This is a genomic window from Arthrobacter sunyaminii (assembly GCF_018866305.1).
Taxonomy (GTDB): Bacteria; Actinomycetota; Actinomycetes; order Actinomycetales; family Micrococcaceae; genus Arthrobacter_B; species Arthrobacter_B sunyaminii.
Genome location: NZ_CP076456.1, coordinates 929,063 through 955,288, shown reverse-complemented (window position 1 = coordinate 955,288; position 26,226 = coordinate 929,063). Strand labels below are relative to the sequence as shown.

The following is a 26,226-nucleotide window of genomic DNA, read 5'->3' as shown; positions in this document are numbered from 1 at the left end:
GTTCAGCGCCCGGCGGGAGCTGCCGATCCTGCCAGCAGCTTCTCAACTGCCCGGTGCAGACCCACGGCCAACAAATCAGCCAGCAGTCCCGGTTCCCAGGAATGGGCGTCGATCTGCCTGGCGAGCATCAGGCCTTCCAGGAACCGGAAGAGGCACTCGGACAGATACTCCGCCAGCTCGGTGCGCTGTTCTTCGCTTTCCGTGTCCGGCAGCACCGCGGAGAACCAGTCCGTCGTGATGCTCTGCATGTTCTCCATCACCGTCTCCAGGCTTTGCACGCCGGGGGAGGTTCGGTTGCCGTCCTGGAGCAGGAGCAGCAGGCCCAGCCGCAGGATCCCGGTTCCGGCGGCGGTCCCCTCGAGCACACCACGGAGCTGGCCGCGAAGCGGCACCGTCCAGTCCCCCTGCGCCCGTTGCCCGGTCAGGTCCAGCCGGGCCGCTTCCCAATTCTGCACGGCTCCGGCCACCACCTCGGCCACGAGGTCGTCCTTGTCTTTGAAGAACCAGTAGAGCGAGCTGGCCGGCAACTCGGCGCGTTCGCAAACCCGGGCTACCGTGACGCCGTCGTACCCGAATTCGGCGATGATGTCCTCTGCAGCCTGCAGGAAGGCCCGGCGTCCGGTCTGCGTGCCGGCGCACTCCACGGCCTGTGCCGGTGGTTCCCCTTCAATGGCGATCGGGGCCTCCCCTGCCAGCTCCCCCAGACGGTCAGCCATCGCATCCACGGACAGCGCCAGCATCCAGGTGATGCGGTTCTCGTCGAATTGGCGCCCGGCATGCCGCCGGAGAAAGTAACTGTCCCGGACCGCGAACGTGAGGCTGCCCAGCAGCACCGATCCCATCCCCCGCTGCTCCATCTGCTCCGGCAGGCTGGGTTTCCACCAGCGGGCCAGCCAGTCGATGCTTTCCCGGCGAATCTCCAGGAACCTGTCCCTGGCCGGAGACTCCTCCGGAGGCCGGACCACAGCCATCTGCAGCCCGAAGCGCCAAAAGTCCTCACGGGGCCACTGGAAAATCTGCTCATACAACTCGGCGCTGCGGTCTTCGCCGGAAGAAAACTCCGGCCACGTGGGGATCGTCTGCAGGTGAGTGCCAATGGCATGTTCCAGGGCCGCTGCAATGAGTTGCTCCTTGTCCGAGAAGTGCCAGTAGATGGAGCTGGCGGACAAGCCGGTGGCTTTGCGGACCATGGAGATCCTGGTTCCCTCATAGCCGTGGCGGGCGGCGAGGCGCATGGTCTCTTCGAGGATCCGTTCGCGGGTCTGTTCACCCTGCCGGTTCTTCCGGTCCGTCTTGCGCTGCGCCACTACCCCACCCAATGTTCTCCGGTTCCAAACCCGTTTCGGCCTCGGCCCTCCATCCTTACACAGCACCGCCGGCTCGTCAGGGGCAATCCCGGCCAGCGATACCGTTTAGAACACTGATGCCCCGAGGTAGGGCAGCATGAGGGCCTTCTGGTCCGGGGCGATCCGCAGCAGCCGCCCGGAAGCGGCGTCGACAAAAGCGAGGGTGGTCTCCGCCTTGGCGCAGGTTTCCGCTGTTACGGGATCGCTGATGACATAGGCGATGGTGAGGCTGGCCCCCTTCAGGGCGCTGATCCAGACGTCGATCTCGGCCGGGATGTTGCGGTAGGTCAGGGGCGAAAGGTACTTCACCCGGTGCTCCGCCACCAGCGCCTGGGTGCCCTCGGGCACGTTGTTGAAGAGTGCGACGACGGGTTCCCGCCCCGGCCCGCCGGTACCGCCGGGCGGGCCGAAGGCGTGGATCCGGGCTTCTTCGAGAATCCGCAGGATTTCCACGTTGTTCACGTGCCCGTAAGCATCCATGTCCCCCCAGCGCATGCCGACGGAACACCGGATGACCTGCGGGGTTTTATTCATGGTTTGTTTCTAGCACAGGCTCCGGTTCTCACCGCCCCGGCACTGCAGCTGCGGCTGCACCGGCACGCCGGCCGAAGAACGTACCCTCGCCGAGGGAAGTGCCGCTGATGTACCCCTGTCCGTAGATCCCGGCGGTGGCGCGGCCGGCAGCGTAGAGACCGGGAACCGGTACCCCGGAGACGTCCAGCACTTCGCCGTCCGGACCGGTTTGCAGTCCGCCGAGCGTGAAGACGCTCGCACCGCCTCCGCCGGCGGAACCCGATTCCGGAGCGGTCATGCCGCGGCGGACGTCGATGGCGGCAAACGGCGGCTCCAAGGGCCGCAGCCAGCGCTTGTTTTTGAAGAAGTACGGGTCCTCCCCCGCCGCCGCATGCCGGTTGTACTCGCGCACGCTTCCTGTCAGCGAACCCTCCGGCATACCCACTTCCTGTTCGAGTTCTTCGACGGTCTCCGCCGCGAAATGCGGAACCACGCCCCAGCGCTCCTGTTCCGGAACTTCCTCGTAGGCCTTCTCATCCAGGATGACCCAGACTGCCAGGTCCTGCTTGAACAGGGCGGCCTGTCCGAGCAGCCCGGGATACTGGTCTTCGTTGATGAACCGCTGCCCGACGGCGTTGACCAGCATGCCGCGCACCACCAGCCCCGGGATCAGGGTGATTCCCACCTGGGCGGAGGACATCCGTGCAGTGCCGGCACCGAGCGCCTGGGCCATGCGGATTCCGTGTCCGTCATCGCCGCCGTCGCTGGTTACCCCCAGCCCGGTCAGCCGCGGGGCGTGCAGGGCCACCATCTCGGCGTTGTCCGCAAAGCCGCCCGTGGCCAGGATGACGCCGCGGCGGGCACGGTAGGTCACCGTCTTTCCGAAACGGGTGGCGACGACGCCGGCAACGGTGCCGCCGTCGAGGATGAACTGCCCGGCATAGGTATCGGTGTGGACCGGGATGTCCGCCTCATCCACGGCCTCGGCCAGGACCTTCATCAACACCTTGCCGCCGTAACCTTCCGAGGTAACCCGGTGGCCGCGTGGTGCCGGCTTTGCCAGGGCAGCAAAGGGCATGGCGTTTTCGCCCAGCCACATCAGTCCGTCGTCGGTGGGCGGCACCCAGGACGGGCTGTCCCACAGTGAGGGTTTGAACGGGACGCCGCGGCTGCTCAGCCACTCGTAGTGTTCAAGGCTGCCTTCGCAGTAGAGGCGGATTTTCTCGGCGTCGGCGTTTGGCCCCAGTGCCGCCAGCAGGTAGGCCTCCATGTCCCCCGCAGTATCGGTGAACCCGCAGGCCTGCTGGATCGGCGTGCCGCCGCCCAGATAAATCTCACCGCCGGAATGGGCTGACGAGCCGCCTCCCCCGCCCGCCCGCTCCAGGAGAATTACCTCGGCACCCAGCGCCCGCGCTTCAAGCGCAGCCGCGGCACCGGCGCAGCCGTAACCGATCACCAGCACGTCCGTCTCGTAATCCGCCGGGTCCGCCTCGCGGGAGTCCACCGGTCCTGCAGCTTTTTGCGCGCTCATCCTCGAGCCCCTTCGTTTGGCCATTCGTAGGGCTACTTAGGCACACGAAGGAGGAACACGTCCGCGCCAGTCCCGGCCAGCGGGACCGGGGACGGGCGCCGGAGGCCTGCCGGTCCCCGGCAGCCTTAGGCCCGGACCAAGTTAGGCCCGGACCAGCTCCGTCACTGAAGCCAGCAGCTCGAACGAGTGGAGCCGTGATTCGAGGGTGGGGGTCTGGGTGGCCACGATCAGCTCGTCGGCATCGGCGTGGGTGCTGAACCAGTCCAGGTAGTCGCGGACCTCTGCCGGCGTACCCACCGCGGAATAACGTCCCATCTGCTTAACCTGCTGCCCGCCCGGGGATTCCAGGATCATGTCAGCTTCCTCGGGTGTGAAGGTCCGGTCCCGGCCAAAGAGCTGGGTGACGCGGCGGCGCTGACCGTCGGTGAACATCTGCTGCGCTTCTTCGGAGGTGTCCGCGGCAATGACGTTGACGCCGGCGATGACGTACGGCTCGGCCAGCTGTTCCGAGGGACGGAAGTCGCGGCGGTAGATGGCCACGGCATCCTGCAGTGCCTGCGGGGCAAAGTGCGAGGCGAACGAGTAGGGCAGCCCCAGGGCGGCGGCGAGCTTCGCGCCAAACAGGGACGAGCCCAGAATGTACAGCGGCACGTTGGTGCCCTTGCCGGGGGTGGCGTCGATGCCGGGGATCAGCGTGTTGCCGGTGAGGTAGCCCTGCAGTTCCTGCACATCCTGCGGAAAGCTGTCCGAGGACATGGGATCGCGGCGCAGGGCGCGCATGGTCTTCTGGTCGCTGCCGGGGGCGCGGCCCAGGCCCAGGTCAATCCGGCCGGGGAAGAGTGTCTCCAGGGTGCCGAACTGCTCCGCAATGGTCAGCGGGGCGTGGTTGGGCAGCATGACCCCGCCGGCACCGAGCCGGATGTTCTCGGTGTGGGCGGCAATGTAGCCCACCAGCACGCTGGTGGCCGAGGAGGCGATGGTGGGCATGTTGTGGTGCTCGGCGTACCAGATGCGGGTGTAGCCCAGCTTCTCGGCGTGCTGTGCCAGGGCGAGGCTGGAGGCGAAGGAGTCGCGTGCGGTTTCGCCCTCGTCAATGATGGCAAGATCGAGGATCGACAGCGGAACAGTCATGTGGGTTTTCGGCCTTTCGTTGCACGTTGCACCCTGCCGGCTGTTTGCCCGGGCACTTCTGGTGCAACAGCGGAGGGCACGCTCTTATTTCACGCGCTCCTTTTCATGCCGCTGCCCGTCTGCCGCCGCCTGCCTGCCGCCGTTTACCTCATCCGCCGCCGCGGCGGCGGACCAGATACCGGGAGAGCCGGTCAAAGGAAGAGTTCCAGCCGCTCTGGTGCCCGTCCAAATCACGCCGGTCCGCAAACGGCCCCTGCCGGAACGTCTGGCGCGTACCGCCGTCATGCGGGGCCAGGTCCACGGTGATCAGGGTTTCCGGGCTCGACGGCGTTCCGTCCGGAGACTGCCACTGCTGTGTCATGGCCAGCCGGCGGGGAGGCTCCAGGTCCCGCAGGGTTCCGCCCCACCACAGCTCATCCCCGGTCAGGGTGTTCACCATGCAGGCACGGTAGGTTCCGCCCACGCGGTTGTCGATGCTCACCCGATCCGGCGGCACAATAAAGCCCTCGGGTCCCCACCAGTCCGTGGCATGCGCCAGATCTGCCCAGGCATCGTAAACAGCCTGCTGCGGGACCGGGAAATCCCGCACCATCAACAGCTCATTCTCTGCTCCCTGCGGTGACACCGGATCAGCCATGACCGTCCTCTCGGTTCCGCCCGAATCTGTCTTCAAGTGTGGTCCGCCGCATGCCGGCGTGGCCAGACCGCTGCGGCAAACGGGAACCGGCGGCGGCATTCCACCGGACCCGGTTCCGGTGAGTCGCCCGTCCGCGGCACAATGGCCTGCATGGATGCCAGCGGAACATCACAGGCCGGAAGCGCGGACAGATCAAAGGACGACGTCGGGCCGCGCCTGGAGGCAGCCATCCTGGCCTTGCTCTCTGCCCGGGCGGACACCGCCACCATTTGCCCCTCGGACGCGGCCCGGGCGGTGGCCCCGGACAACTGGCGGCCGCTGATGGACGCGGCCCGCAGTGCGGCGGCCAGGCTGGTGGCGAGCGGCGACGTAGAGATCACCCAGGGCGGCGGCGTCGTCGATCTTTCCACGGCCCGCGGACCGATCCGCATCCGCCGCAGACGCTGAGGCTAGCCCTGCTGCTTGAGCTCAATCTCGATGAACGCGAATTCAGTGTCGGTTTTGTTGATGACGTTGTGCTCGGCCCCGGCTTCCCGGGCATAGGAGGCACCCACCACCAGGTCCTTGGTGACCTGCTCCTCAGCGGTCTCATAGCTCATGTGGCCGTCAATGGTGGGTACCACCACATAGTCCAGTTCATGGCGGTGCCAGCCCGTTTGGGTCCCCGGCGGAAAACGCCATTCGGTCACACGGATGCGGGCATTGTCGATCTGTACGGAAGCTACGGCCTGGCCGTAGACCGAGGTGGTCGAAGTCATGGGGAAAACCTACCCCAGCACCGGCGGTTGCCGAAGGATGTTAAGCGATGGCCTGCTTCGTTCACCCTGCCGCCGAGAGCGACCGCAGCTGCCGCAGGAGCACCGCCACGTGCAGTGAGGTCCGGGATTCGGGATCGTCCAGGGACACCCCCAGCTTCGCTTCCAGCCGTTCCAGCCGGGCGTACAGGGTGGGGCGGCTTAGGTAACCGCGGCGGGCCAGCTCCGTTTTGTTGCCTCCGCATTCAAGAAATTTCTGCAGCAGTGCCAGGTCCTCCCCCGCGCCATCCTCCAGGATGCCGCTCAGCTCGGTGTCGGCAAACGTGACGGCCCGCGGATCTTCGCGCAGCAGGGCCAGCAGTCCCCTGAGCCGGACGTCGGTGGACCGGAAGTACCGTCGGGTCCCGGCGGACAGGGTTCCCGCTGTCTGCGCCACGTGGGCAGCCTCATCAAGGCCGGCGGCGGCATCCGAGAGAGCAGAACGGGCACGTCCCGCCCCGGCGGTCCAGGTCAGCGGTTCGGCGGCCTCCGCGGATCGTTCGGCCAGCACCCCGCAGATGCGCTCCAGCACACTGTCCTCGAGCAGCCGGGCCGGCAGGGCCAGCAGTACTGCCACCTGGCCGGTCTGCACAGCGGCAGCCAGCGCAGTATTCCGGGTGGAGGACAGGACACTGTCCAGCATTTCGAGCAACGCGCGCTCTTTACGCTGCATGGACATGGGATCCTGGCCCGCACCTGCTTCCAGATGCAGCACCAGCGGAAGGTAGGCCGGGGAAGGTTTCAACCCCAGCGCCTCCGCCCGGGTTCGGGCCTCGGCTTCATCGGGCACCCGCGGCGAGCGCAGTTCATGGATCAGGCCGGCTTGGGCCTGCTGCGACAAGCCTGCCTGGTCGCGCTCGGCCAGCCGGTTGATGGACAGTGCCTGGCCGGCACGTTCCAGCACCATGGACGCCTCCGCCGCGGCGGCTTCCGATGCAACCGGAAGACCGGGGATCACCAGGCGGCCCCAGCGCTGGCTGCCCAGCCCCACCGGCGCCTGCAGCCACGCTGCGTCCGCTGCCGCCGGAGAATTTCCGTCTGCTAAACCGGAACGGTGCACCGCGCGGGAACGGCGCTGCCAGTCCCGCAGCAGATCCTTTGGCGGTACCGGGCCCGGTGCAAAAGCCACCACCAGGTGCGAGCTGTCTTCCAGGACCACCGGAGAGTCCAGCAGCTGCGCTGCCCGGTCCACAATCTCCTGGACGCCGGCGCTTTGCAGGCTCAGCATGGTGAAGACCTCGTGGACCTCCCGTGCCCGGGCCACCTGTTCAAACTGCCGGGCCACGATGCGCCGGTGCACCACCTCGGTGACCTCCACGAAACGGATCCGCCGGTGCAGCCGGATTACCGGCAGCCGGGCACCGGCGGCAGCAGTGGTCAAAGCCGCCGCGTCCGCCGGCCGGTCCCCGGTGAGCTCCACGATCACACCCGCCGCTCCGGCAGCCTCCAGCCCGGCCAGATAGTCCGCCGCAGCCGCAGCCGAATCCCCGAAAGCCAGGCCCGTGGTGAGCACCAGCTCCCCGCCCTCCAACAGATCGGCCAGGTTGCGCAGTTCCGCGACATGAACCCAGCGCACCGGGCGCTCCAGCAGTTCCCTCCCCGCGAGCACTTCCGGCGCCCCCGCGCGCATCACGTCCAGTTCCAGCACTGCGGCCACCGTCAGCATCATGCCGCGAGTCTAGGCCGGTTCCGGGCGCGCGTCCTTACAAACCGTAAAGATTGCGCCAGATTTCCTGACATGTTGGCAATGGTTTCGCGGGGCCTCCCACGGCAGGATGGTGCCACTTCCGTTTCGCGTTCCACCCACAGGAGCAGGCATGCAGACCACTCAGCACTGGATCAACGGCACTTTCACTAAACCGGCCGACAGCCGGCTGGCCGACGTCACCAATCCGGCCACGGGCAAGGTCACGTCCCAGGTGGCCCTGGCCTCCGCGGAGACGGTCAACGACGCCGTCGCCGCGGCAACGGCGGCTTTCCCGCTTTGGCGCGACACGTCGCTGGCCCGCCGCGTGCAGATCCTCTTCACCTTCCGCGAGCTCCTGAACGCCCGCAAGCCGGAGCTGGCAGCGATCATCACCGCTGAGCACGGCAAGGTGCTCGACGACGCCCTCGGCGAGATCAGCCGCGGCCAGGAAGTCGTGGAATTCGCCTGCGGCATCCCGCACCTGCTCAAGGGCGGCTACACCGAAAACGCCTCCACCAACGTGGACGTGCATTCCCTGCGCCAGCCGGTGGGTCCGGCCGCCATCATCAGCCCTTTCAATTTTCCGGCCATGGTGCCCATGTGGTTCTTCCCGGTCGCCATCGCGGCCGGCAACACCGTCGTCGTCAAGCCCAGCGAAAAGGATCCGACCGCGGCGAACTGGATGGCGGAACTGTGGAAGGAAGCGGGCCTGCCGGACGGCGTCTTCAACGTGGTCCACGGTGACAAGGAAGCGGTGGACACCCTGCTGCACCACCCGGACATCAAGTCCGTCTCCTTCGTCGGCTCTACGCCCATTGCCCAGTACGTCTACCGTGAGGCCACGGCCGCCGGAAAGCGCGTCCAGGCCCTGGGCGGCGCCAAGAACCACATGATTGTCCTGCCCGACGCCGACCTGGACCTGGCCGCCGACGCCGCCGTCAACGCGGGCTTCGGGTCCGCCGGCGAGCGCTGCATGGCAATCTCCGCGCTGGTTGCCGTCGAACCGATTGCCGATGAGCTGGTGGCCAAGATCGCCGAGCGCACCCGTACGCTGCGCGTCGGTGACGGGCTGCGCGGCGCCGATATGGGGCCGCTGGTGACCGCTGCCCACCGCGACAGGGTGGCCGGCTACATCGAAGCCGGCGCTGCCGCCGGCGCCGGCGTGGTGGTGGACGGTCGGGACGTGGCGCCCGACGCCGAGGGCGAGGGGTTCTTCCTCGGCCCGACCCTGTTCGACCGGGTCACCCCGGACATGTCCATCTACACCGATGAAATCTTCGGCCCGGTCCTCTCCGTCATTCGGGTCGAAAGCTACGACGAGGCGCTGGCACTGATCAATGCAAACCCCTACGGCAACGGCACCGCCATCTTCACCAACGACGGCGGCGCCGCCCGGCGCTTCGAGAACGAGGTGGAGGTGGGAATGGTGGGCATCAACGTGCCCATCCCCGTGCCCATGGCCTATTACTCCTTCGGCGGCTGGAAGAACTCGCTCTTCGGCGACTCGCACGCACACGGCACCGAGGGAGTGCACTTCTTCACCCGCGGGAAGGTGGTCACCACCCGCTGGCTGGACCCCAGCCACGGCGGATTGAACCTCGGCTTCCCGCAGAACGCCTAAGACCCAGGAGGAATACCGAACATGAACACCACCACCGAATCCGCAGTCACCGAAGCGGAACTCGCCGCGGGCCGACGCGCCTATGAGCTGGACCGCGAGCACGTCTTCCATTCCTGGTCCGCGCAGAAGCAGATCAAGCCCATGACGGTGATCCGCGCAGAGGGCTCCCACGTGTGGGACGGCGAGGGCCGGAAGCTGCTGGACTTCTCCTCGCAGCTGGTCAACACCAATATCGGCCATCAGCATCCCAAGGTGGTCGCGGCCATTCAGGAGCAGGCCGGCAAGCTCTGCACCATCGCCCCGCAGTACGTCAACGACGCACGCTCGGAAGCGGCCCGGCTGGTTTCGGAACTGACACCGGGGAATCTGGACACGGTTTTCTTCACCAACGGCGGAGCCGACGCCATTGAGCACGCCGTCCGCATGGCCCGCCTGCACACGGGACGTTACAAGGTCCTCTCCGCCTACCGGTCCTATCACGGCGGCACGGCACTGGCAGTAAACGTCACCGGGGATCCCCGCCGGATTCCCAACGACTACGGCACTGCCGGCACCGTCCATTTCCATGCCCCGTTCCTCTACCGGTCCCAGTTCCACGCCACCACCGAGCAGGAGGAATGCCGGCGGGCCCTGGACCATCTGGAATCCATCATCCAGCTGGAGGGGCCGTCCGCGTTTGCCGCCGTGGTGCTGGAATCCATTCCCGGCACCGCCGGGATCATGGTTCCGCCGCCCGGATATCTGGCCGGGGTCCGGGAACTGACCCGCCGCTACGGCATCATGTTCATTGCCGATGAGGTGATGGCCGGTTTCGGCCGCTCCGGCAAGTGGTTCGCCGTCGAACACGGCGGGGATGTGGTGCCGGACCTGCTCACCTTCGCCAAGGGCGTGAACTCGGGTTACGTGCCGCTGGGCGGCGTGGCCATCTCCGATGAAATTGCCGCGACCTTTGCGGACACGGCATACCCCGGCGGGCTGACCTACTCCGGACATCCGCTGGCCTGCGCTGCGGCGGTGGCCACCATCGGCGCCATGCGCGAAGAGGGGATGGTGGAAAACGCCGCACGCCTGGGCGACGCCGTGTTCGGACCCGGGCTGGCGGAAATAGCCGCCAGGCACCAAAGCGTGGGCGAAGTCCGCGGCACCGGCGCCTTCTGGGCCATTGAACTCGTCAAGAACCGTCAGACCCGGGAGCCACTGGCACCCTACGGCGGCTCCAGCCCGGAGATGAACACGCTGATCGCGGCCTGCAAGGACCGCGGGCTGCTGCCCTTTGCCAACTTCAACCGCCTCCACGTGGTTCCGCCGCTGAACGTCACCGGTGAGGAAGCCCGCACGGGACTGGACATCATCGATGACGTCCTGGGCATCGCCGACACCTTCGTGACCGGCTAACCGACCCGGGTGCCCCTTGTTTGGTCAGCGGCGTGTTCCGGGACGCGCCGCTGACCGGGGTGGTTTCGGTCCCGCTGAATTCCCTGATTTCACCGCTCACTGTGACGCTTGGCATACTTGGTGGGGCCTTCGGGCTCCAACCGCGATACGTAACCAGAGTGAACGGCTAACAACACTATGACTGACCAGACGTACAAACTGATCGCCATGGCGATTTATATGCTCGCCATGCTGGCGATCGGTTGGTGGGCCTACCGGCGTACCACCGACCTCGACGACTACATGCTCGCCGGACGGGATTTGAAGCCCGGCGTCGCAGCCCTCAGCGCCGGCGCGTCGGACATGTCCGGCTGGCTGCTGATGGGTTTGCCCGGCGCCATCTATGTCTCCGGCCTGGTGGAGGGCTGGATCGCCGTCGGCCTCACCGCCGGCGCGTGGCTGAACTGGAAGTTCGTGGCTCCCCGCCTGCGCTCCTACACTTTGGTCTCCAACAACTCCATTACGGTGCCCAGCTTCCTCGAGAACCGGCTGAAGGACCGTTCCCGGATCCTGCGCGTGGTCTCCGGGGTCATCATCCTGGTGTTCTTCACGTTCTACGTCTCCTCCGGCATGGTGGCCGGCGGCGTCTTCTTTGAGAGTTCCTTCGGCTCCTCCTACCTCGTGGGCATGCTGATCGTCGCCGGCGTGACCATCGCGTACACGCTCTTCGGCGGCTTCCTGGCCGCGAGCTACACCGACGTTGTCCAGGGCCTGATGATGCTCGCTGCCCTGATCCTCGTTCCGCTGGTGGGCCTGGGCCAGGTTGGCGGCTTCGGCGGCATGACCGACTCCCTCCGCGAGATTAACCCGGACATGCTGGATCCGATCGCCGGCGGCACCGCCGTCGGTATCATCTCGGCGCTTGCGTGGGGCCTGGGCTACTTTGGCCAGCCGCACATCATTGTCCGTTTCATGGCACTGCGCTCCCCCAAGGATGCCGTGGCCGGCCGCCGGATCGGTGTGGGCTGGATGCTGCTGACCGTGATCGGCGCCTTGATGACCGCACTGATCGGTGCTGCCTACTTCCAGCAGAACAACCTCACCCTGAGCGATCCCGAAGCCGTGTTCCTGGAGCTCTCTCTGATCTTCTTCCACCCGCTGGTGGCCGGTTTCGTTCTCGCCGCAGTCCTGGCAGCGATCATGAGCACCATTTCCTCGCAGCTGATCGTCACGTCCTCGGCCCTGGTGGAGGACCTCTACAAGATCGTGCTCAAGCGCGATGCTTCCCCGGGCTCCATGGTGCTGCTGGGCCGCATGGGCGTGCTGGTGGTCTCGGTGATCTCGATCCTGATCGCCGTGAGCCGCAACGCTTCCATCCTGGAACTGGTGGGCTTTGCCTGGGCCGGCTTCGGCGCCGCCTTCGGCCCGACCATCCTGCTGGCCCTGTTCTGGCGCAAGCTCACCACCGCCGGCGCCCTGACCGGCATGATCGCCGGCGCAGTCACTGCATTCCTCTGGGGCACCCTGGAAATGCCCGGCATCCTGGGCGACGTGTACGAGATCATTCCCGGCTTCCTGATCAACCTGCTGCTGACCGTCATTGTCAGCCGGGTCACCTTCAAGCCCTCAGCTGAGATCGACGCCGAATTCGACGACGCCGTGCGAATTTCCAAGGGCGACGGCGAACCGGCAGCGACCGTCCCCGCCTAGTTCCGCGGGACCCCGCGGGATCAGCTGCTGCGTCCACGGGAACGAGCACCCTCACCGGCTACACACCGAGTTTGGTGAGGGTGTTCCGCAGGGTCTCGGCGGAGTCCTGGAACTGCCGGGTCTCCGTCTCGTCCAGCGGCATTTCCAGCATGCCGTAGACGCCGTTGATGCCAACTATTGAGGGCAGGGACAGCGCGACGCCCTCAATGCCGTAGGCGCCCTGCATGATCGCCGACACCGGCAGCACCGCGTTCTCCGCCTGCATAATGGCTTCCACAATCCTGATTCCGGCCAGCCCGATGGCGTAGTTGGTGGCACCCTTGCCCTCAATGACCTGGTAGGCGGCCGTCACCACGTCATGGGTGACCGCGTCCAGATACTCCTGGGTGAAAACCTGCCGGCCGCTGATTTTCCAGTCCCGAATCGGCACCGGACCGATGGAGGCGCTGGACCACACCGGAAACTCCGAGTCCCCGTGCTCACCGATGATGGTGGCGTGCACGCTGGTCATCAGCACGTGCGCCTCCCGGGCCAGCAGCAAACGCAGCCGGGAGGTGTCCAGCACGGTGCCGGAGGAGAAAATCCGGTTCCACGGAAGGCCGGAGGCCTTCTGGGCCGCCACGGTCAGCACGTCACAGGGGTTCGTGACGACGACGTACACGGCGTCCGGCGCCTGTTCCATCAGCTGCGTCATCAGGTTTTGGATGATCCCGACGTTGACCCCGGCCAGGTCAAGCCTCGATTGCCCCGGCTTCTGCCGCGCCCCGGCCGTAATCACGATGACGTCCGATCCTGCCAGCGCCTCGATATTTCCGCCGCCGGTCACCGTGTTTGCGCCGGTGAACTGCGTGCCGTGGGCCAGGTCCAGCCCCTCGGCTTCGGCCCTGACGGCGTCAATGTCGTAGATCGCAATTTCCCGTGCCGCGTCCCGGATAAGGGCGGCGTAGGCGAGGGATGTTCCCACGCTTCCCGCACCTACGATTCCCAGCTTGGTCACGGGCCGGGTGGTGATGTTGGCCATTGCAGAGCCTCGCTCACATAGGTTTGGATCCCTTTTCAGCAATGGTAGGCGCGGGTCCGGTGCAGGGGAACGGCCGGAGCATCCGCGGGCTTCGGTTCATGGGGACTAGCTTGTTCTGCTGCTGTTCCGCCGGAGGTCCGGCTCCCGCCGAAAAGCCCCCGCAGAAACTTGTCACCAGGGGGTAGACAGTCGTCAAAACCGCGCGCACACTTCAAAACATGGATAGTCACCCCGGGGATGACAGCCCCGAACCCGCATGGGACAGCGTTCTGTCCCACCGGCCCCCGGAAGAGCGGGGAGCCATTGGCGGCCGCTTCGAGGCGGCCGGATTGTCAGCAGAGCAGGTGCGAACCGTCCTGGCCGACGGCGGAGACCGGCTTTACGCTGCAGCCGTCGAAGGATCCCCCGGCTGGGCGGACCCGTTTGGCGGCACCCTGGCCGCAGCCCTCCTGGCTGCTGAGGTCGGCGCCCTGGCAGCCCAGCTGGGCCGCCGGGCTTCGGGCATCAGGTCACTCGCTGCAGCTGACCTGCTCGAGGACTTCAGCGCGGTAACGGTCGCCGAAGAGCTGGGTGTGTCCCGGCAGAAGATATATGAGATTGCCCGGGGCGGCCTGCGCGGCCCGCACCTGGACACGGTCCCTTGGAGGTCTCCGTGAAACAGATCAATGAACGCGTCCAGCTACCCGACGCCAACGAACAGTATCTAGTCCATCCACTGGATCTTGCACAGGCCCGCCGGCCGTTCCTGCTGGCCTGGGTGATGGGCATTATCGGCTCGCCCCAGGTTTTTGCCGCCGTCGCGGCCCTGGTGTGGGTGGGAAGCAACAACTTCGTGGTCCCTTTTATCGCTGCCGGATCGACAATGCTCTTCGCCAACCTGGCAGCGGCCTGGTTCCGGCGCGAGGCGTGGTCCAACATCCCGGGCAAGCGCCGGGATTCGGACCGGCGTTTGCTGGGCCTGAACCTGCTGGCCGCCGTCGTACAGGCACTGGCGCTGGCGGCAGCGGCGGTGGTGCTGATCCTGTGGTTCATTAACCGCACCGTCTCCCCGGAGGTGGCGGCCTTCGCCACCGGCACGGTCACGGCAATCACGGTGCTGATGGCGGTCGATATGGTGGCGACCGCTGTCCGGTCCCGCAGCGGAACAGCCGCCCTTGCCCCCGCAGTGAACCTGCTCGTGGTGGCGGCGGTGTCCTGGTGGGGATTCCTGGTTATCGCCGGGCGGACCGGGCCGCTGGACGTGTCCACCGTCATTATGGGAGCGGCCGTCCTCCTGGCCGTGTGGGGCCTGTGGCTGATCTGGTCGCTCTGGCAGCGCCGGCGGATTGCCCGCGGCCCCACCGGCGGAAGCGCGGCGTCGGCCGCCTAACCTGCCGCCGCCCCTGCCCCTGCCCCTGCCAGCAAAGTGTGCAACTGCAGCTGCTGCCCTGCCCCGGGGCGGCAGCTGCAGTCATTGGGGGTGCCTTCCTAGCGTCCGGCGGCGTATCCCTGCGCTCCCCGCGGATTTGCCGCGGCCCCAAGCACTCCCGTGGCGGGATCGCTGACCACCGAGGACAGGCGGCCCAGGGCCCAGTCTCCTGCCCGGGTGACCACGTGGCCGCGGGCTTCGAGGCCTTCAATGACGGCCTCCCCCAGCCGGTCCTCCACCACGGCTCCGCCCGGGGTCCAGGTCCGCGGATAGAAGGACCCGGGAATGGAAGTGGTGTGCAGGGCAGGGGCATCCACTGCCTGCTGCGGCGAGTAACCGCCAACCAGCGTGCGCAGCAGGTACAGCAGCTGCCACTGGTCCTGCTGGTCTCCGCCGGGCGAGCCCAGGGCCGTGACCGGTTTGCCGTCCTTGAGGACCAAAGTGGGCGTCAGCGTGGTTCGGGGCCGCTTGCCCGCGGTAAGGGTGGACGGCGCGCCCTCCTCCAGCCAGGTCATCTGCAGGCGTGACCCCAGGCAGAAGCCCAGCTCCGGAATGGTGGGCGAGGACTGCAGCCAGCCGCCCGACGGCGTCGCCGAAACCATGTTCCCCCACTGGTCCACCACGTCCACATGGCAGGTGTCGCCGCGGGTCTCCCCCGTGGGAAGAACGGTGGGTTCCCCCACTCCGGCGAAGGCCTGCTGCCCGGCAAGGGCCGGCGCGATGTACCCGGTGCGCAGCGGCGGGACAAACGGCGTGTGGCCGGGCACCGTACCGGGGCGGAATTCATGCGAGGCCTTATCCGTGACCAGTGCGCGGCGGGTGGCGGCGTATTCCTCGCTCAGCAGGTAATCCATGGGAACATCCGCGTCGCCGTAGTAGGCCTCGCGGTCTGCTATGGCCAGTTTCTGCGCCTCCAGGATCGTGTGGGCGCCCAGCTCAGTAGAGGGGTCCAGGTATTCGTCGTCGTAGCCGGCCAGAATGGCAAGAGTCTGCAGCAGCGCCGGCCCCTGGCCCCAGGGCCCGGTCTTGGCGATGGTGTGCCCGCGGAATTCAAAGGTCAGTGCGGGTTCATACGAAGCACTGGCGGACGCGAAATCCTCCAAGGTCATGACGCCGGCGTGGTCCGCGCCGGAGGAGTGGCGGTGCGGGACGGACAGGAAGTCCACGGCGGCACGCGCCACGAAGCCTTCGCGCCATTCGCGGCGGGCGGCCTCGATCCGCTCCTCACGGCTGTCCCCCGGTTTGCCTGCCGCCGCAAGCCGGTCCAGCACCGCCGCGTAGGCTGGATTCCGGATCATTTCGCCGTCCGCCGGGATCCGCCCGCCGGGCATCCACTGCGCAGCGGAGCTGGGCCAGTGCTCCGTGAAGAGGTCCGCCACCGAGGCGATGGTGCTGCCCACCCGGCCCAGCACCGGATGGCCGTTGCGGGCGTAGCCGACGGCGAAGGCAAGGACATCCCCCAGTTCCCAGGTGCCGTGGTCCCGCAGCAGCATCAGCCAGGCGTCGACGGCGGCCGGCACCGCCGCGGCCAGGGCCCCGGCTCCGGGAACCAGTTCCAGTCCCTGGGCAAGGTAGTGTTCCCGGGTGGCACCGCCAGGAGCGGCGCCCTGTCCCATCAGGACCACGGGCTCGGACGGGTTGTCGGCGGTCACGAACACTCCGGTCATGTCTCCGCCGGGCCCATTGAGGTGGGGCTCCACCACGTGCAGGACGAATGCTGCGGCGGTGGCCGCATCAAAGGCGTTCCCGCCGCGTTCCAGCACTGCTTGGGAGGAAGCTGTGGCCAGCCAGTGGGTGGAAGCGCTCATGCCGAAGGTGCCTTGAAGAGTGGGGCGGGTGGTGAAGGAATCGGGGGCTGTGTAGGTCACGGGGTCGCTTTCGGCTGGAGGTGGCCACTGCTGAATACCATCGAAACTACACCCGGTGGATCGTATACAGTTGCCTGCATCACATCCAGATGAAGGAGTTCCCCGGCGTGAAGCGGTTGAATGCTGTGCCCACCGAACGGGTCCACCTGTGGCTGATGCTGTTGCTGACCTTCTCCACCGGAGTGGTGGACGCCGTCGGCTATCTGGGTTTGGACCGGGTGTTCACCGGCAACATGACGGGAAACGTGGTCCTTCTGGGCATGGCCTTCGCCGGCGGAGCCGATCTGCCGATCCTGCGGCCGCTGCTGGCACTGATCTTCTTCATGCTCGGCGCAGCCCTGGCCGGACGGATGCTGCGCAAGGGGCCGGAGGGCTGGTCCTGGCGCACGTCGGTGGCCCTGACCGTGGTGGCCGGCGGTCTCACTGCGCTCGCTGTGTTTGTGGCGGTGGCGGATGTGCAGGGCAACGCCACCCTGGGCAGCCTCACCACGTCCTCCATGGCTACGGTGATGGGGGTGCAGGCAGCCACGGCGAAGCGGCTGAAGGTAGCCGAAATCACCACAGTGGTGGTCACCTCCACCATCACCGGTCTGGCATCGGATTCCAGGCTGGCCGGCGGCAACAGCCAGTTCTGGCAGCGGCGGGCGCTTGCCATCGCGTTGATCCTGCTGGGTGCCGTGGCCGGTGCAGCAGCCTTGAAGGTCGACTTGTGGCTGGGCCTGGCAGTCTCGGCTGCCATCTCCATTGCGGTGGCTGTGATGGGCTACGTTCGCCACCACCGCGAGCTCCGGACCGGCGCCCCAGGCGTGCCTTAGAGTGGATCCATGCCCGCACAGGATGTAGCCGACTGGACTCCGGTCCACACCCGCCGGCTGATACTCCGCCGTCCCGAAGGCAGTGATGAACATGCCGCCCTGGATCTGCACACCGATCCCCGGACCAACGTGCACCATCCCGCTCCGCGCACCGTCACCCGCGCTTCCTCGGCCCGGATTTTTCATGAAATAGGGCTCCACTGGTACCGCCACGGGTTCGGCGTTTGGGCCGTCAGCACCCAGGAGGATCCGCAGACACTGATCGGGTTCACCGGCCTCTCCCACCGGCTGGTCCATGCCCGGCCGGCGTTGAACCTCTATTACCGCTACCTTCCTGAAGTCTGGGGCCGCGGCTACGCCACCGAGGGAGCCCGGGAGGCCGTCCGGCTCGCGGATGAACTTCTTCCGGGCCTGCCGGTGGTCGCCTACACGACTGCGGACAACATTGGTTCCCAGCACACTGCCCTTGCCGCGGGATTGGACCGGCGGGAGGACCTTGACGTTGACCGCGGCACCTACCGGGACATCTATCTGGCCCGGGGCTGGTACACCGAGCGCCCATAAGGACCCGTCGGCTGCAAAGATTCTCCGCAGCAAACCCGGGGTGAGCCCGGCGGTCAACCCCGTTCCGCGGTAGCGGGGCATTTTTCCGGTACCGGGCGCCTAAATGCCCTGCCGGATCTACTCTGATGGTGGGCTCTCCCGTGCTGTCTGCAGCCCGCGTTGTGGCGGCCTTGCCCGCTTCCCGTGTTTTTCCATTGACGCCGCCGTCCGGCGCGACCCGGAGGTAATCATGGACAGCTTCACCCCCAGCACCGACGCGGTAGCCAACAGCATTATCTGGTCAGCACTTCTGGCGCTCGTTCCCCTGCTGTTGTTCTTCTTCCTGCTGGCTGTCGTCAAAACCAAGGCCTACATTGCCGGAGCCTGGTCGCTGCTGGCCGCCCTGCTCATCGCTGTGCTGGGTTTCTCGATGCCCGTGGGCCTGGCGCTGCTCTCGGCCACGCAGGGAGCAGCGTTCGGATTGTTCCCGGTGGTGTGGATCATCATCATGGCCGTGTGGCTGTACCAGGTCACGGTCCTGAGCGGCCGGTTCGAGGATCTGCGCCGCGTGTTCGACGCCGTGGGCGGCGGCGACCTGCGGGTCCAGGCCATCCTCGTGGCCTTCTGCTTCGGTGGGCTGCTGGAAGCGCTGGCCGGCTTCGGGGCTCCGGTGGCAATCACCGTCACGATGCTCCTGGCACTGGGGATCGCCCCCATCCGTGCCGCCGCCGCAGTCCTGGTTGCCAACACTGCGCCGGTGGCGTTTGGCGCACTGGCCATTCCCATTACGACGGCGGCCAACCTTACCAATTACACGGGCGAAGAGATCGGTGCCGTAGTGGGACGCCAAACCCCGCTGCTGGCCTTCTTCATCCCGCTGGTGCTGCTGTTCATCCTGGACGGACGCAAGGGTCTGCGGGACTGCTGGCCGGTGGCCCTGCTCACCGGCGTCGTCTTCTCCGTGATGCAGTTCCTGTGCTCCAACTACTTCTCCTACGAACTCACCGACATTGTCGCCTCGCTGGTGGCGATGGCCGCCGCCGTCGGCTTCCTGCGCGTCTGGCATCCGCGTAACGGAGCAGAGGCCGATGCGCGGATGAGCGAGGAACTCGCCGCCGCCCGCGCGTCAGGCTGGACTCCGGCCGGCGGCGACGGGAACGCGGACGTCGGCACGGCTGCCACGGACACGGCAGCGGACCGTCTCACGCCGGGCCGGGCGTGGATGGCACTGTTTCCCTATGTCCTGGTGATTGCCGTATTCGGCATCGTGAATCTGTGGACCTGGGGCATCAACATTCCCGAGGCCCTGGAGAAGACGATTATCAAGATTCCCTGGCCTGTCCTGCATGAGAAGCTCCTGGACGCCAACGGGCAGCAGCAGTCCTCCACCGTCTACAACTTCGAGTGGCTGATCAGCCCGGGCACCCTGCTATTGATCAGCGGGCTCATTGTGGCTGTGGTCTATTCCCGGTTCAACGACGGCGGGCGGTATCCGCTGGCCGTCGGGGAGGCCGTGAAGGAAATCGGCCGCACGGCGGTCCGGATGCGCTCTGCAGCCATGACCATCCTGGCGGTGCTGGCCCTGGCCTACGTCATGAACTTCTCCGGACAGACCGTCTCGATTGGAACCTGGCTGGCCGGAACGGGAGCATTCTTCGCGTTCCTCTCCCCGGTGCTGGGATGGATCGGCACCGCCGTGACCGGTTCGGACACCTCGGCGAACGCGCTGTTTGCCAAGCTGCAGCAGACCGCCGGGATTCAGGCCGGGATTGATCCCCAGCTCCTGGTTGCCGCCAACACCGGCGGCGGGGTGATGGGCAAGCTGATCAGCCCGCAGAACCTGGCCATCGGCGCGGCCGCTGTGAACATGAGCGGGCAGGAATCGGTCTTGTTCCGCAAAGTGGTGGGCTGGAGCGTCATCCTGCTGCTGGCCCTGTGCTGCATTGTCTTCCTGCAGTCCACGCCGGTGCTCGGCTGGATGCTGCCGTAGACTCCGTCCGGAGCCGGCCGATCAGGCCCCGCCCGCAGCGGTTCGCCCGCGACCGGCAGCGGTCCGCGTCTAGGATGGGTCCATGCCCCGTCTTTCCCGCTTAGCGGCAGCTGCAGCCGCAACCGCCGCCGTCGCCGCCGGGTTCCGGCTCAGCCCGTGGCCGTCGGCGCTGCTCATCCGGGCAGTGTTCTACCGCGGTGCCCGGCAGACGGCCGCCGTCATGCGCGGCCATGTACCGGCGGGCGGTGTGACGGAACACCGGGGGCTGGCCTTTGAAACGGACAGCGGCAGCGGCACCCTGGACCTCTTCGTTCCGGAGGCAGCCGGCGAACCGGTGCCCCTGGTGGTGTGGATCCACGGCGGCGCCTGGCTCTCGGGCAGCCGGAACGACGTCGAACCCTACCTGCGCATCCTGGCGGCCTCCGGATTCGCGGCGGCCGGCGTGAGCTACACCCGTTCCCCGCGCGCCGTCTATCCGCAGGCCGTGGAAGAAGTGGCAGCAGCACTGGCTTTCCTGGAAAAGCACTCAGCGGACTATGGTGCGGACCCCCGCCGGGTGGTCCTGGCCGGAGACTCCGCCGGCGCACAATTGGCAGCGCAACTGGCGGTGCTCGCCACCAACCCGGACTACGCGCTGCGGACCGGACTCCCTGTTCCCCTGAGCCGCGACGACCTCCGCGGCGTCATTCTGCACTGCGGGATCTATGACGTCGCCGCACTGGACCCGCTGCCGGGGATCCTCGGCTGGGGCTTCCGGACCGCGTTGTGGGCCTACTCCGGGAAACGGGACTGGTCCCCGACCGCCGCCGGGCGTGACATGTCCGTGCTGAACGACGTCACCGGCCTGTTTCCGCCGGCGCTCATTACCGGCGGCAACGGAGACAACCTGACGGGAACGCAGTCCATTCCGCTGGCTGAACGTCTCATCCAGCTGAAGACGGATGTCCGGTTCCAATTCTGGCCCCGGGACCATGAACCGGCACTGCCGCATGAATACCAATTCCTCCTGGATCGGCCGGAAGCGCAGCAGGCCCTGACGGAAACACTCGCCTTCCTCAAGGACGTGTGCTCAACGGACACACCTCCGAAAAGCACTTGAAACAAAAGAAATATCGAGGAAACGCGAATACCCAAAACCTGAAACACGAGTCACCTAAATTGAGGAAACGGCCCGAAGAGAGGCCCGTTCACCGGCCTCGCTGATCATCAGCACGGCCCTCAGAAATAAGGTGCTCAGTGAAAGTACAAAGCATTAAAGGCGCTTTCATTCCCGTTGCAGCCACTGCACTGGCTGCGGTTTTGGCAGGGTGCGGTTCCCAGATTGCAGACCCCGCAGCGGCCGGCCAGCCCAGCGGCGGAACAGATTCCTGCGTTGACACATCCGGGGACAGCATCAAGATCGGCTTTCTGAATTCCCTCTCCGGCACCATGGCCATTTCCGAAACCACCGTTTTTGACTCCCTCACCCTGGCCGCCGAGGAAATCAACGCCGACGGCGGCGTGCTGGGCAAGCAATTGGAAGTCATCAGCGAAGACGGCGCCTCCGAACCCACCAAGTTCGCCGAACGCGCCGGCAAGCTGATCCAGCAGGACTGCACGGCCGCCGTGTTCGGCGGCTGGACCTCGTCCTCCCGCAAGGCCATGCTCCCCGTCTTTGAATCCAACAACGCACTGCTGTTCTACCCGGTGCAGTATGAGGGGCTGGAGTCCTCGGAGAACATTTTCTACACGGGCGCCACTACCAACCAGCAGATCATTCCCGCGCTGGACTACCTCGCGGAGCAGGGCACCAAGACCATCTTCCTGGTGGGCAGCGACTATGTCTTCCCCCGCACCGCCAACAAGATCATCAACGCCTACGCCGAGGCCCACGGGATGGAAATCGTCGGCGAGGAGTACACGCCGCTGGGTTCCACGGAGTTCTCCACCATCGTGAACAAGGTCCGCGATTCCGGGGCCGACGCCGTCTTCAACACCCTGAACGGCGATTCCAATGTGGCGTTCTTCCGCCAGTACACGTCAGTGGGCCTCACCCCCGACACCATGCCCGTGGTTTCGGTGTCCATCGCCGAGGAGGAAGTACCGGGCATCGGCCTGGAGAACATCGAAGGCCAGCTCACCGCCTGGGATTACTACCAGACCCTGGACACCCCGGCGAACACCGCATTTGTCAGCGCGTTCAAGGACAAGTACGGCGCGGACCGCGTCACCAGCGATCCGATGGAAGCCGCCTACACCTCCCTTTACCTGTGGAAGGAAATGGTGGAAAAGGCCGGTTCCTTCGACGTGGACAAGGTTCAGGACGCCGCCGACGGCGTGAGTTTCGAAGCGCCCGAAGGCACCGTCACGGTCAACGGGGAAAACAACCACATCACCAAGACGCCTCGGATCGGCAAGATCACCTCCGACGGCTTGATCGAAACCGTCTGGGAAGCGCCGGAGGCCGTGGAACCGGACCCGTATCTGGAGAACTACGACTGGGCGTCGGGCCTGTCCTGATTCCCGCCGTCGTCCCCGCCCGTTCTTCCACCTGAAAGGTCCGCCGCAATGGAACTGCTGATTGGACAAATGTTTGCCGGGCTCAGCCTGGGCTCGGTGCTGCTGCTGGCAGCACTGGGCCTGTCGCTGACCTTCGGCCAGATGGGGGTCATTAACATGGCCCACGGTGAATTCATCATGGCCGGTGCCTACACCGCGTTTGTGGTGCAGCAGACCCTGGGCAGCGCCGGAGCCTCCCTCCTGGTTTCGCTGCCGGCGGCCTTCCTCGTGGGCGGAACCATGGGCCTGATCCTGGAAGAACTGCTGCTCAAGCGGATGTACCACCGTCCGCTGGACACCCTCCTGGTGACCTTTGGGGTCTCCCTGATCCTCCAGCAGGTGGCCCGGGACATTTTCGGTGCACCGAGCGTGGACGTCCGGGTGCCCGCCTGGCTGCAGGGCAACGTGGAGCTTCTCGGCGCGCCCATTCCGCTGACCCGGCTGTTCATCCTTGCCCTGGCACTCACCTGCCTCGCGGCGCTGGCACTGCTGCTGAAGGCAACCCCGCTGGGCCGGCGGATCCGCGCCGTCGTCGTGAACCGGGACCTGGCCGAGTCCAGCGGCATTTCCTCCCGGCGCACCGACCAGCTGACATTCTTTGTCGGTTCCGGCCTGGCCGGGATCGCGGGAGTCGCAGTAACGCTGATCGGATCCACCAGCCCGTATCTGGGTCCCAACTACATCGTGGACGCCTTCCTCGTGGTGGTGGCCGGAGGCATTGGGCAGATCAAGGGAGCCGCCATCGCCGCCTTCGCCCTGGGCGTGCTGCAATCGGTGTTCGAATTCTCCACCACCGCCAGCATCGGCAAAGTGCTGATCCTCGCGGCCATCGTGATTTTCCTGCAGGTCCGCCCGCAGGGCATCTTCACCCTCAAGACGAGGAGCCTGGCATGAGCACCGATACAGTCCGCAGCACCACCGGCGGTTTCGCCGCCCGCCTTTCCTCCGTACGGCAGTCCCGGGCAGGGGTCCTGGCCGGCTTCGCCGCCGCGGCAGTCCTGCTGCTGGTGGCTGCGCCCGCGCTGCTGCCGGTTTTCAGCCTGGGGCTGTTCGGAAAATTCCTCTGCTTCGCCATTGTGGCCGTGGGCATCGGTCTGGCCTGGGGCCGCGGCGGGATGCTGACCCTTGGCCAGGGCGTGTTCTTCGGTCTCGGCGCCTACATCATGGCCATGCATATGAAGCTGGCCGACGCCGCGCTGTTCGGCGGTTCCGGCGTACCGGACTTCATGGCCCTGTACGGCACCGGCACCGTTCCCGGCTGGTGGGAGCCGTTCCGCAGCCCCGTGGTGACCGTTCTCGCCGTCGTGCTGGTGCCCGGGCTGGTGGCGCTGGTCCTGGGTCTGGCCATCTTCAAGCGCCGGGTCAAGGGCGCCTACTTCGCCATCCTCAGCCAGGCCCTGGCCGCCGCGTTTGCCGTCCTGCTCATCGGGCAGCAGGCCACCACCGGAGGATCCAACGGGCTCAGCGGTTTCCGGTCCTTCTTCGGCTTCGACCTGGCGGATCCGGCCAACAAGCGGATGCTGTACCTGCTGACCGCCGTGGTGCTGCTGCTGGTCGTTGCTGCGGCACGGCAGCTGATGCACAGCCGGTTCGGTGAACTGCTGGTGGCCGTGCGCGACCAGGAGGAACGGGTTCGGTTCCTGGGCTACGACCCCGCGACCGTCAAAACCGTGGTCTACGTGCTGGCTGCAGTGATGGCCGGCGTGGCGGGCGCGCTGTTCGTGCCGCTCGTGGGCATCATTTCCCCTGCCGATGTTGGCGTCACCCCCTCCATCGCGTTCCTCATCGGGGTGGCAATCGGCGGCCGGTCCACGGTGCTGGGCCCGGTCCTCGGCGCGCTGGGGGTGGCCATCGCGCAAACCTCGCTCGCGTCCTCCTTTCCGTCCTTCTGGGTCTACTTCCAGGGACTGCTGTTTGTCCTGGTCATCGGGTTCCTGCCCGGCGGCCTGGCCTCGCTGCCCGCCGTCCTGGGCAGGCTGCGGCGGAAGAGGAACGACGACGGCGGAGCCGCCCGGGAGTCCGGCCCGCCGACAAGTGCACCGCCTGTCCCGCCGGCCGTGCCCCCGGCGCCGGCAGTCTCCGCCGTTGCTTCACCGCTTGCCACTGTTCCCGCAGCTAAGGAGCTCCGCCCGTGAAACACCAGATGATTGCCGCGGAACAGCCGCACCTGCTGCTGCCCCAGGGAGAGCCGCAGGCCGGCGGCCGGCGCTCCGGACGGCCGCAGTACCTGGAGGTCCGAAACCTGCGGGTGGTGTTTGACGGGTTCACCGCTGTCGACGGGGTCAACCTTGACGTCACGCAGGGCGACCTGCGGTTCCTGATCGGTCCCAACGGCGCCGGCAAGACCACCATCATTGACGCGATGACCGGACTGGTTCCGGCCACCGGATCCGTCAACCACACCGGTATCGAGATTCTCGGCCGAAAGGTCCACCAAATCGCCAAGCTCGGCGTCGGCCGCACGTTCCAGACAGCCAGCGTCTTTGAGAACCTCTCGGTGCTGCAGAACCTGGACATTGCGGCCGGTGCCCGGCGGCGGCCGTTGGAGTTGCTGCGCCGGGGCCGCGGCACCGACCCGGCCGTGGATGAGGCCCTGGAAATCATCGGTTTGGAGCGTCTGGCGTCCAAGCAGGCGGGAACCCTCGCGCACGGGCAGAAACAGTGGCTGGAAATCGGAATGCTGCTGGTGCAGAACTCGGAACTGCTGCTCCTGGATGAACCGATCGCCGGCATGAGCCAGGACGAGCGCGCCCAGACCGGCGAGCTCCTGCGCCGGATCGGCGCCAACCGGATCACGCTCGTCATTGAGCACGACATGGATTTTGTCCGTGAGTACGCCACCTCGGTGACCGTCCTGGCCGCCGGCAAGGTCCTGAGCGAGGGCAGCGTGGCACAGGTGCAGGCGGACCCTCGCGTGCAGGAAGTCTATTTGGGCACCACGCCCGCGAAAGGACACTGATGCTGGAAATCAAGGACCTCAAGGCAGGGTACGGACGCACCGAAGTGCTGCACGGGGTCTCCGTGACGGTGCCCGATGACGCCGTCGCCTCCGTCCTGGGACACAACGGTGCCGGCAAATCCACACTGCTGCGCGCCGTCGTCGGCATCATCAAGCCCACAGCCGGAAGCATCCTGTTCAACGGCGAAGACATCGCAGGACTGCGCCCGCATCAGCGGGTGGCACGCGGACTGGCCTACGTTCCGCAGGGCCAGCAGTCCTTCGGTCCGCTGACCACGCTGGAAAACCTGCGGCTGGTGGCGGACGGGCGCAAGCGCGGCAAGGCACTGGTGGATGAAGCGCTGGACATGTTTCCGGCGCTGAAACCGCTGCTGGCCCGACGCGCGGGACTGCTTTCCGGCGGGCAGCGGCAGCAGCTGGCCATTGCCCGCGCACTGATCACCGAACCCACCCTGCTGATTCTGGACGAACCGACGGAGGGCATCCAGCCCAACGTTGTGGCCGAGATTGAGCAGACCATCATGAACCTCGCCTCGCGGTCCGGCATGCGGGTACTCCTGGTGGAACAGCACATCGGCTTCGCACTGCGGGCCGCGGACACGTACTACGTCCTGGCGGCCGGGCGGGTCAGCTCAAGCGGCCGCGGCGGTGCATCAGCTGCGGAAACAGTCCGCACGGCCATGTTGATCTGAGGCGCAGCCGCATCATCATCTCCGGTGCAGGATCGGCGGCGGGCTGAC

24 protein-coding genes are annotated in these 26,226 nt (G+C 66.6%); 15 read left to right on the top strand and 9 right to left on the bottom strand.

The genetic code is table 11. From position 1 onward, the window contains the following. Nucleotides 1-2: 2 nt before the first annotated feature. The 5 genes from KG104_RS04160 to KG104_RS04140 form a co-directional block, all read right to left on the bottom strand. Entirely contained in the window at nucleotides 3-1,307 is a 1,305-nt protein-coding gene (locus KG104_RS04160; protein WP_207347378.1) for a TetR/AcrR family transcriptional regulator, read from the bottom strand. A gap of 105 nt (nucleotides 1,308-1,412) precedes the next feature. Continuing rightward, on the bottom strand, nucleotides 1,413-1,880 hold the full coding sequence (locus tag KG104_RS04155; RefSeq protein ID WP_237685385.1) for an acyl-CoA thioesterase: 468 nt from the start codon (nucleotides 1,878-1,880) through the stop codon (nucleotides 1,413-1,415). Nucleotides 1,881-1,908: 28 nt separating this feature from the next. After that, on the bottom strand, nucleotides 1,909-3,390 hold the full coding sequence (locus tag KG104_RS04150) for an FAD-dependent oxidoreductase (protein WP_207347377.1): 1,482 nt from the start codon (nucleotides 3,388-3,390) through the stop codon (nucleotides 1,909-1,911). 141 nt (nucleotides 3,391-3,531) lie between these two features. Next, the gene (locus KG104_RS04145) at nucleotides 3,532-4,521 is read right to left on the bottom strand and encodes an LLM class flavin-dependent oxidoreductase (RefSeq protein ID WP_104055075.1); all 990 of its coding nucleotides are present in this window, start codon (nucleotides 4,519-4,521) and stop codon (nucleotides 3,532-3,534) included. A 148-nt stretch (nucleotides 4,522-4,669) separates the two neighbouring features. Then, nucleotides 4,670-5,194, bottom strand: coding sequence for an SRPBCC family protein (locus KG104_RS04140; protein ID WP_207347376.1), 525 nt, complete (start codon nucleotides 5,192-5,194; stop codon nucleotides 4,670-4,672). Nucleotides 5,195-5,308: 114 nt separating this feature from the next. Here KG104_RS04140 and KG104_RS04135 point away from each other — a divergent pair, with 114 nt between their 5' ends. Next, on the top strand, nucleotides 5,309-5,605 hold the full coding sequence (locus tag KG104_RS04135) for a DUF3253 domain-containing protein (RefSeq protein ID WP_207347375.1): 297 nt from the start codon (nucleotides 5,309-5,311) through the stop codon (nucleotides 5,603-5,605). A 2-nt stretch (nucleotides 5,606-5,607) separates the two neighbouring features. Here the strand turns inward: KG104_RS04135 and KG104_RS04130 are convergent, their stop codons facing one another. Further along, nucleotides 5,608-5,916 carry a cupin domain-containing protein gene (locus KG104_RS04130; protein WP_104161609.1) on the bottom strand — a complete coding sequence of 103 codons (309 nt, stop codon included), beginning with the start codon at nucleotides 5,914-5,916 and terminating at the stop codon, nucleotides 5,608-5,610. Between the two features lie 61 nt (nucleotides 5,917-5,977). After that, nucleotides 5,978-7,621, bottom strand: coding sequence for a PucR family transcriptional regulator (locus tag KG104_RS04125; protein WP_207347374.1), 1,644 nt, complete (start codon nucleotides 7,619-7,621; stop codon nucleotides 5,978-5,980). A gap of 148 nt (nucleotides 7,622-7,769) precedes the next feature. Between KG104_RS04125 and KG104_RS04120 the strand changes: the two genes are divergently transcribed. The 3 genes from KG104_RS04120 to putP all read left to right on the top strand — a co-directional run bounded on the left by KG104_RS04120 (nucleotide 7,770) and on the right by putP (nucleotide 12,344). Beyond that, a complete protein-coding gene (locus KG104_RS04120; RefSeq protein WP_207347373.1) occupies nucleotides 7,770-9,260 on the top strand; it encodes a CoA-acylating methylmalonate-semialdehyde dehydrogenase in 1,491 nt (496 codons plus the stop codon). Between the two features lie 21 nt (nucleotides 9,261-9,281). Continuing rightward, nucleotides 9,282-10,655, top strand: a complete 1,374-nt coding sequence (locus KG104_RS04115; RefSeq protein WP_207347372.1) for an aspartate aminotransferase family protein — start codon at nucleotides 9,282-9,284, stop codon at nucleotides 10,653-10,655. A gap of 177 nt (nucleotides 10,656-10,832) precedes the next feature. Beyond that, a complete protein-coding gene (gene putP, locus KG104_RS04110) occupies nucleotides 10,833-12,344 on the top strand; it encodes a sodium/proline symporter PutP (RefSeq protein ID WP_104055069.1) in 1,512 nt (503 codons plus the stop codon). Nucleotides 12,345-12,402: 58 nt separating this feature from the next. Here putP and KG104_RS04105 read toward each other — a convergent pair whose 3' ends face one another. Then, nucleotides 12,403-13,365 carry an L-lactate dehydrogenase gene (locus KG104_RS04105; RefSeq protein WP_104161604.1) on the bottom strand — a complete coding sequence of 321 codons (963 nt, stop codon included), beginning with the start codon at nucleotides 13,363-13,365 and terminating at the stop codon, nucleotides 12,403-12,405. A gap of 218 nt (nucleotides 13,366-13,583) precedes the next feature. On the opposite strand from KG104_RS04105, the gene KG104_RS04100 reads away from it, so the two are divergent. Beyond that, entirely contained in the window at nucleotides 13,584-14,021 is a 438-nt protein-coding gene (locus tag KG104_RS04100; RefSeq protein ID WP_104055067.1) for a hypothetical protein, read from the top strand. Beyond that, entirely contained in the window at nucleotides 14,018-14,734 is a 717-nt protein-coding gene (locus KG104_RS04095) for a hypothetical protein (RefSeq protein ID WP_104161602.1), read from the top strand. Before KG104_RS04100 ends, KG104_RS04095 begins: the two co-directional genes overlap by 4 nt. Before the next feature lie 98 nt (nucleotides 14,735-14,832). On the opposite strand, the gene KG104_RS04090 is transcribed toward KG104_RS04095, so the two are convergent. Next, the gene (locus KG104_RS04090) at nucleotides 14,833-16,581 is read right to left on the bottom strand and encodes a gamma-glutamyltransferase family protein (RefSeq protein WP_237687026.1); all 1,749 of its coding nucleotides are present in this window, start codon (nucleotides 16,579-16,581) and stop codon (nucleotides 14,833-14,835) included. Nucleotides 16,582-16,748: 167 nt separating this feature from the next. Here KG104_RS04090 and KG104_RS04085 point away from each other — a divergent pair, with 167 nt between their 5' ends. From KG104_RS04085 to urtE, 9 genes are all read left to right on the top strand, one after another. Then, nucleotides 16,749-17,456: a YoaK family protein gene (locus tag KG104_RS04085; RefSeq protein ID WP_104055476.1), complete on the top strand. Its 708-nt coding sequence runs from the start codon at nucleotides 16,749-16,751 to the stop codon at nucleotides 17,454-17,456. 9 nt (nucleotides 17,457-17,465) lie between these two features. After that, nucleotides 17,466-18,020, top strand: coding sequence for a GNAT family N-acetyltransferase (locus KG104_RS04080; protein ID WP_104055064.1), 555 nt, complete (start codon nucleotides 17,466-17,468; stop codon nucleotides 18,018-18,020). A gap of 229 nt (nucleotides 18,021-18,249) precedes the next feature. After that, the gene (locus tag KG104_RS04075) at nucleotides 18,250-19,989 is read left to right on the top strand and encodes an L-lactate permease (protein ID WP_104055063.1); all 1,740 of its coding nucleotides are present in this window, start codon (nucleotides 18,250-18,252) and stop codon (nucleotides 19,987-19,989) included. An 82-nt stretch (nucleotides 19,990-20,071) separates the two neighbouring features. Beyond that, nucleotides 20,072-21,088: an alpha/beta hydrolase gene (locus tag KG104_RS04070; protein WP_207347370.1), complete on the top strand. Its 1,017-nt coding sequence runs from the start codon at nucleotides 20,072-20,074 to the stop codon at nucleotides 21,086-21,088. Between the two features lie 137 nt (nucleotides 21,089-21,225). Further along, nucleotides 21,226-22,488, top strand: a complete 1,263-nt coding sequence (urtA, locus tag KG104_RS04065) for an urea ABC transporter substrate-binding protein (protein ID WP_207347369.1) — start codon at nucleotides 21,226-21,228, stop codon at nucleotides 22,486-22,488. 48 nt (nucleotides 22,489-22,536) lie between these two features. After that, nucleotides 22,537-23,421, top strand: coding sequence for an urea ABC transporter permease subunit UrtB (gene urtB / locus KG104_RS04060; protein ID WP_104055061.1), 885 nt, complete (start codon nucleotides 22,537-22,539; stop codon nucleotides 23,419-23,421). Beyond that, nucleotides 23,418-24,662, top strand: coding sequence for an urea ABC transporter permease subunit UrtC (urtC, locus tag KG104_RS04055; protein WP_207347368.1), 1,245 nt, complete (start codon nucleotides 23,418-23,420; stop codon nucleotides 24,660-24,662). The genes urtB and urtC overlap by 4 nt, the downstream gene beginning before the upstream one ends. After that, entirely contained in the window at nucleotides 24,659-25,486 is an 828-nt protein-coding gene (urtD, locus tag KG104_RS04050; RefSeq protein WP_237688659.1) for an urea ABC transporter ATP-binding protein UrtD, read from the top strand. The genes urtC and urtD overlap by 4 nt, the downstream gene beginning before the upstream one ends. Further along, entirely contained in the window at nucleotides 25,486-26,178 is a 693-nt protein-coding gene (urtE, locus tag KG104_RS04045) for an urea ABC transporter ATP-binding subunit UrtE (protein WP_207347367.1), read from the top strand. Before urtD ends, urtE begins: the two co-directional genes overlap by 1 nt. The last annotated feature ends 48 nt before the right edge of the window (nucleotides 26,179-26,226 follow it).

What these genes read in the sequence shown, in the direction of transcription:
- KG104_RS04155 (WP_237685385.1), bottom strand. Translation starts at nt 1,880, where the DNA reads ATGAATAAAACCCCGCAGGTCATCCGGTGTTCCGTCGGCATGCGCTGG.
- KG104_RS04150 (WP_207347377.1), bottom strand. Translation starts at nt 3,390, where the DNA reads ATGAGCGCGCAAAAAGCTGCAGGACCGGTGGACTCCCGCGAGGCGGAC.
- KG104_RS04145 (WP_104055075.1), bottom strand. Translation starts at nt 4,521, where the DNA reads ATGACTGTTCCGCTGTCGATCCTCGATCTTGCCATCATTGACGAGGGC.
- KG104_RS04135 (WP_207347375.1), top strand. Translation starts at nt 5,309, where the DNA reads ATGGATGCCAGCGGAACATCACAGGCCGGAAGCGCGGACAGATCAAAG.
- KG104_RS04130 (WP_104161609.1), bottom strand. Translation starts at nt 5,916, where the DNA reads ATGACTTCGACCACCTCGGTCTACGGCCAGGCCGTAGCTTCCGTACAG.
- KG104_RS04125 (WP_207347374.1), bottom strand. Translation starts at nt 7,621, where the DNA reads ATGATGCTGACGGTGGCCGCAGTGCTGGAACTGGACGTGATGCGCGCG.
- KG104_RS04120 (WP_207347373.1), top strand. Translation starts at nt 7,770, where the DNA reads ATGCAGACCACTCAGCACTGGATCAACGGCACTTTCACTAAACCGGCC.
- KG104_RS04115 (WP_207347372.1), top strand. Translation starts at nt 9,282, where the DNA reads ATGAACACCACCACCGAATCCGCAGTCACCGAAGCGGAACTCGCCGCG.
- putP (WP_104055069.1), top strand. Translation starts at nt 10,833, where the DNA reads ATGACTGACCAGACGTACAAACTGATCGCCATGGCGATTTATATGCTC.
- KG104_RS04105 (WP_104161604.1), bottom strand. Translation starts at nt 13,365, where the DNA reads ATGGCCAACATCACCACCCGGCCCGTGACCAAGCTGGGAATCGTAGGT.
- KG104_RS04100 (WP_104055067.1), top strand. Translation starts at nt 13,584, where the DNA reads ATGGATAGTCACCCCGGGGATGACAGCCCCGAACCCGCATGGGACAGC.
- KG104_RS04090 (WP_237687026.1), bottom strand. Translation starts at nt 16,581, where the DNA reads ATGAGCGCTTCCACCCACTGGCTGGCCACAGCTTCCTCCCAAGCAGTG.
- KG104_RS04080 (WP_104055064.1), top strand. Translation starts at nt 17,466, where the DNA reads ATGCCCGCACAGGATGTAGCCGACTGGACTCCGGTCCACACCCGCCGG.
- KG104_RS04075 (WP_104055063.1), top strand. Translation starts at nt 18,250, where the DNA reads ATGGACAGCTTCACCCCCAGCACCGACGCGGTAGCCAACAGCATTATC.
- KG104_RS04070 (WP_207347370.1), top strand. Translation starts at nt 20,072, where the DNA reads ATGCCCCGTCTTTCCCGCTTAGCGGCAGCTGCAGCCGCAACCGCCGCC.
- urtB (WP_104055061.1), top strand. Translation starts at nt 22,537, where the DNA reads ATGGAACTGCTGATTGGACAAATGTTTGCCGGGCTCAGCCTGGGCTCG.
- urtC (WP_207347368.1), top strand. Translation starts at nt 23,418, where the DNA reads ATGAGCACCGATACAGTCCGCAGCACCACCGGCGGTTTCGCCGCCCGC.
- urtE (WP_207347367.1), top strand. Translation starts at nt 25,486, where the DNA reads ATGCTGGAAATCAAGGACCTCAAGGCAGGGTACGGACGCACCGAAGTG.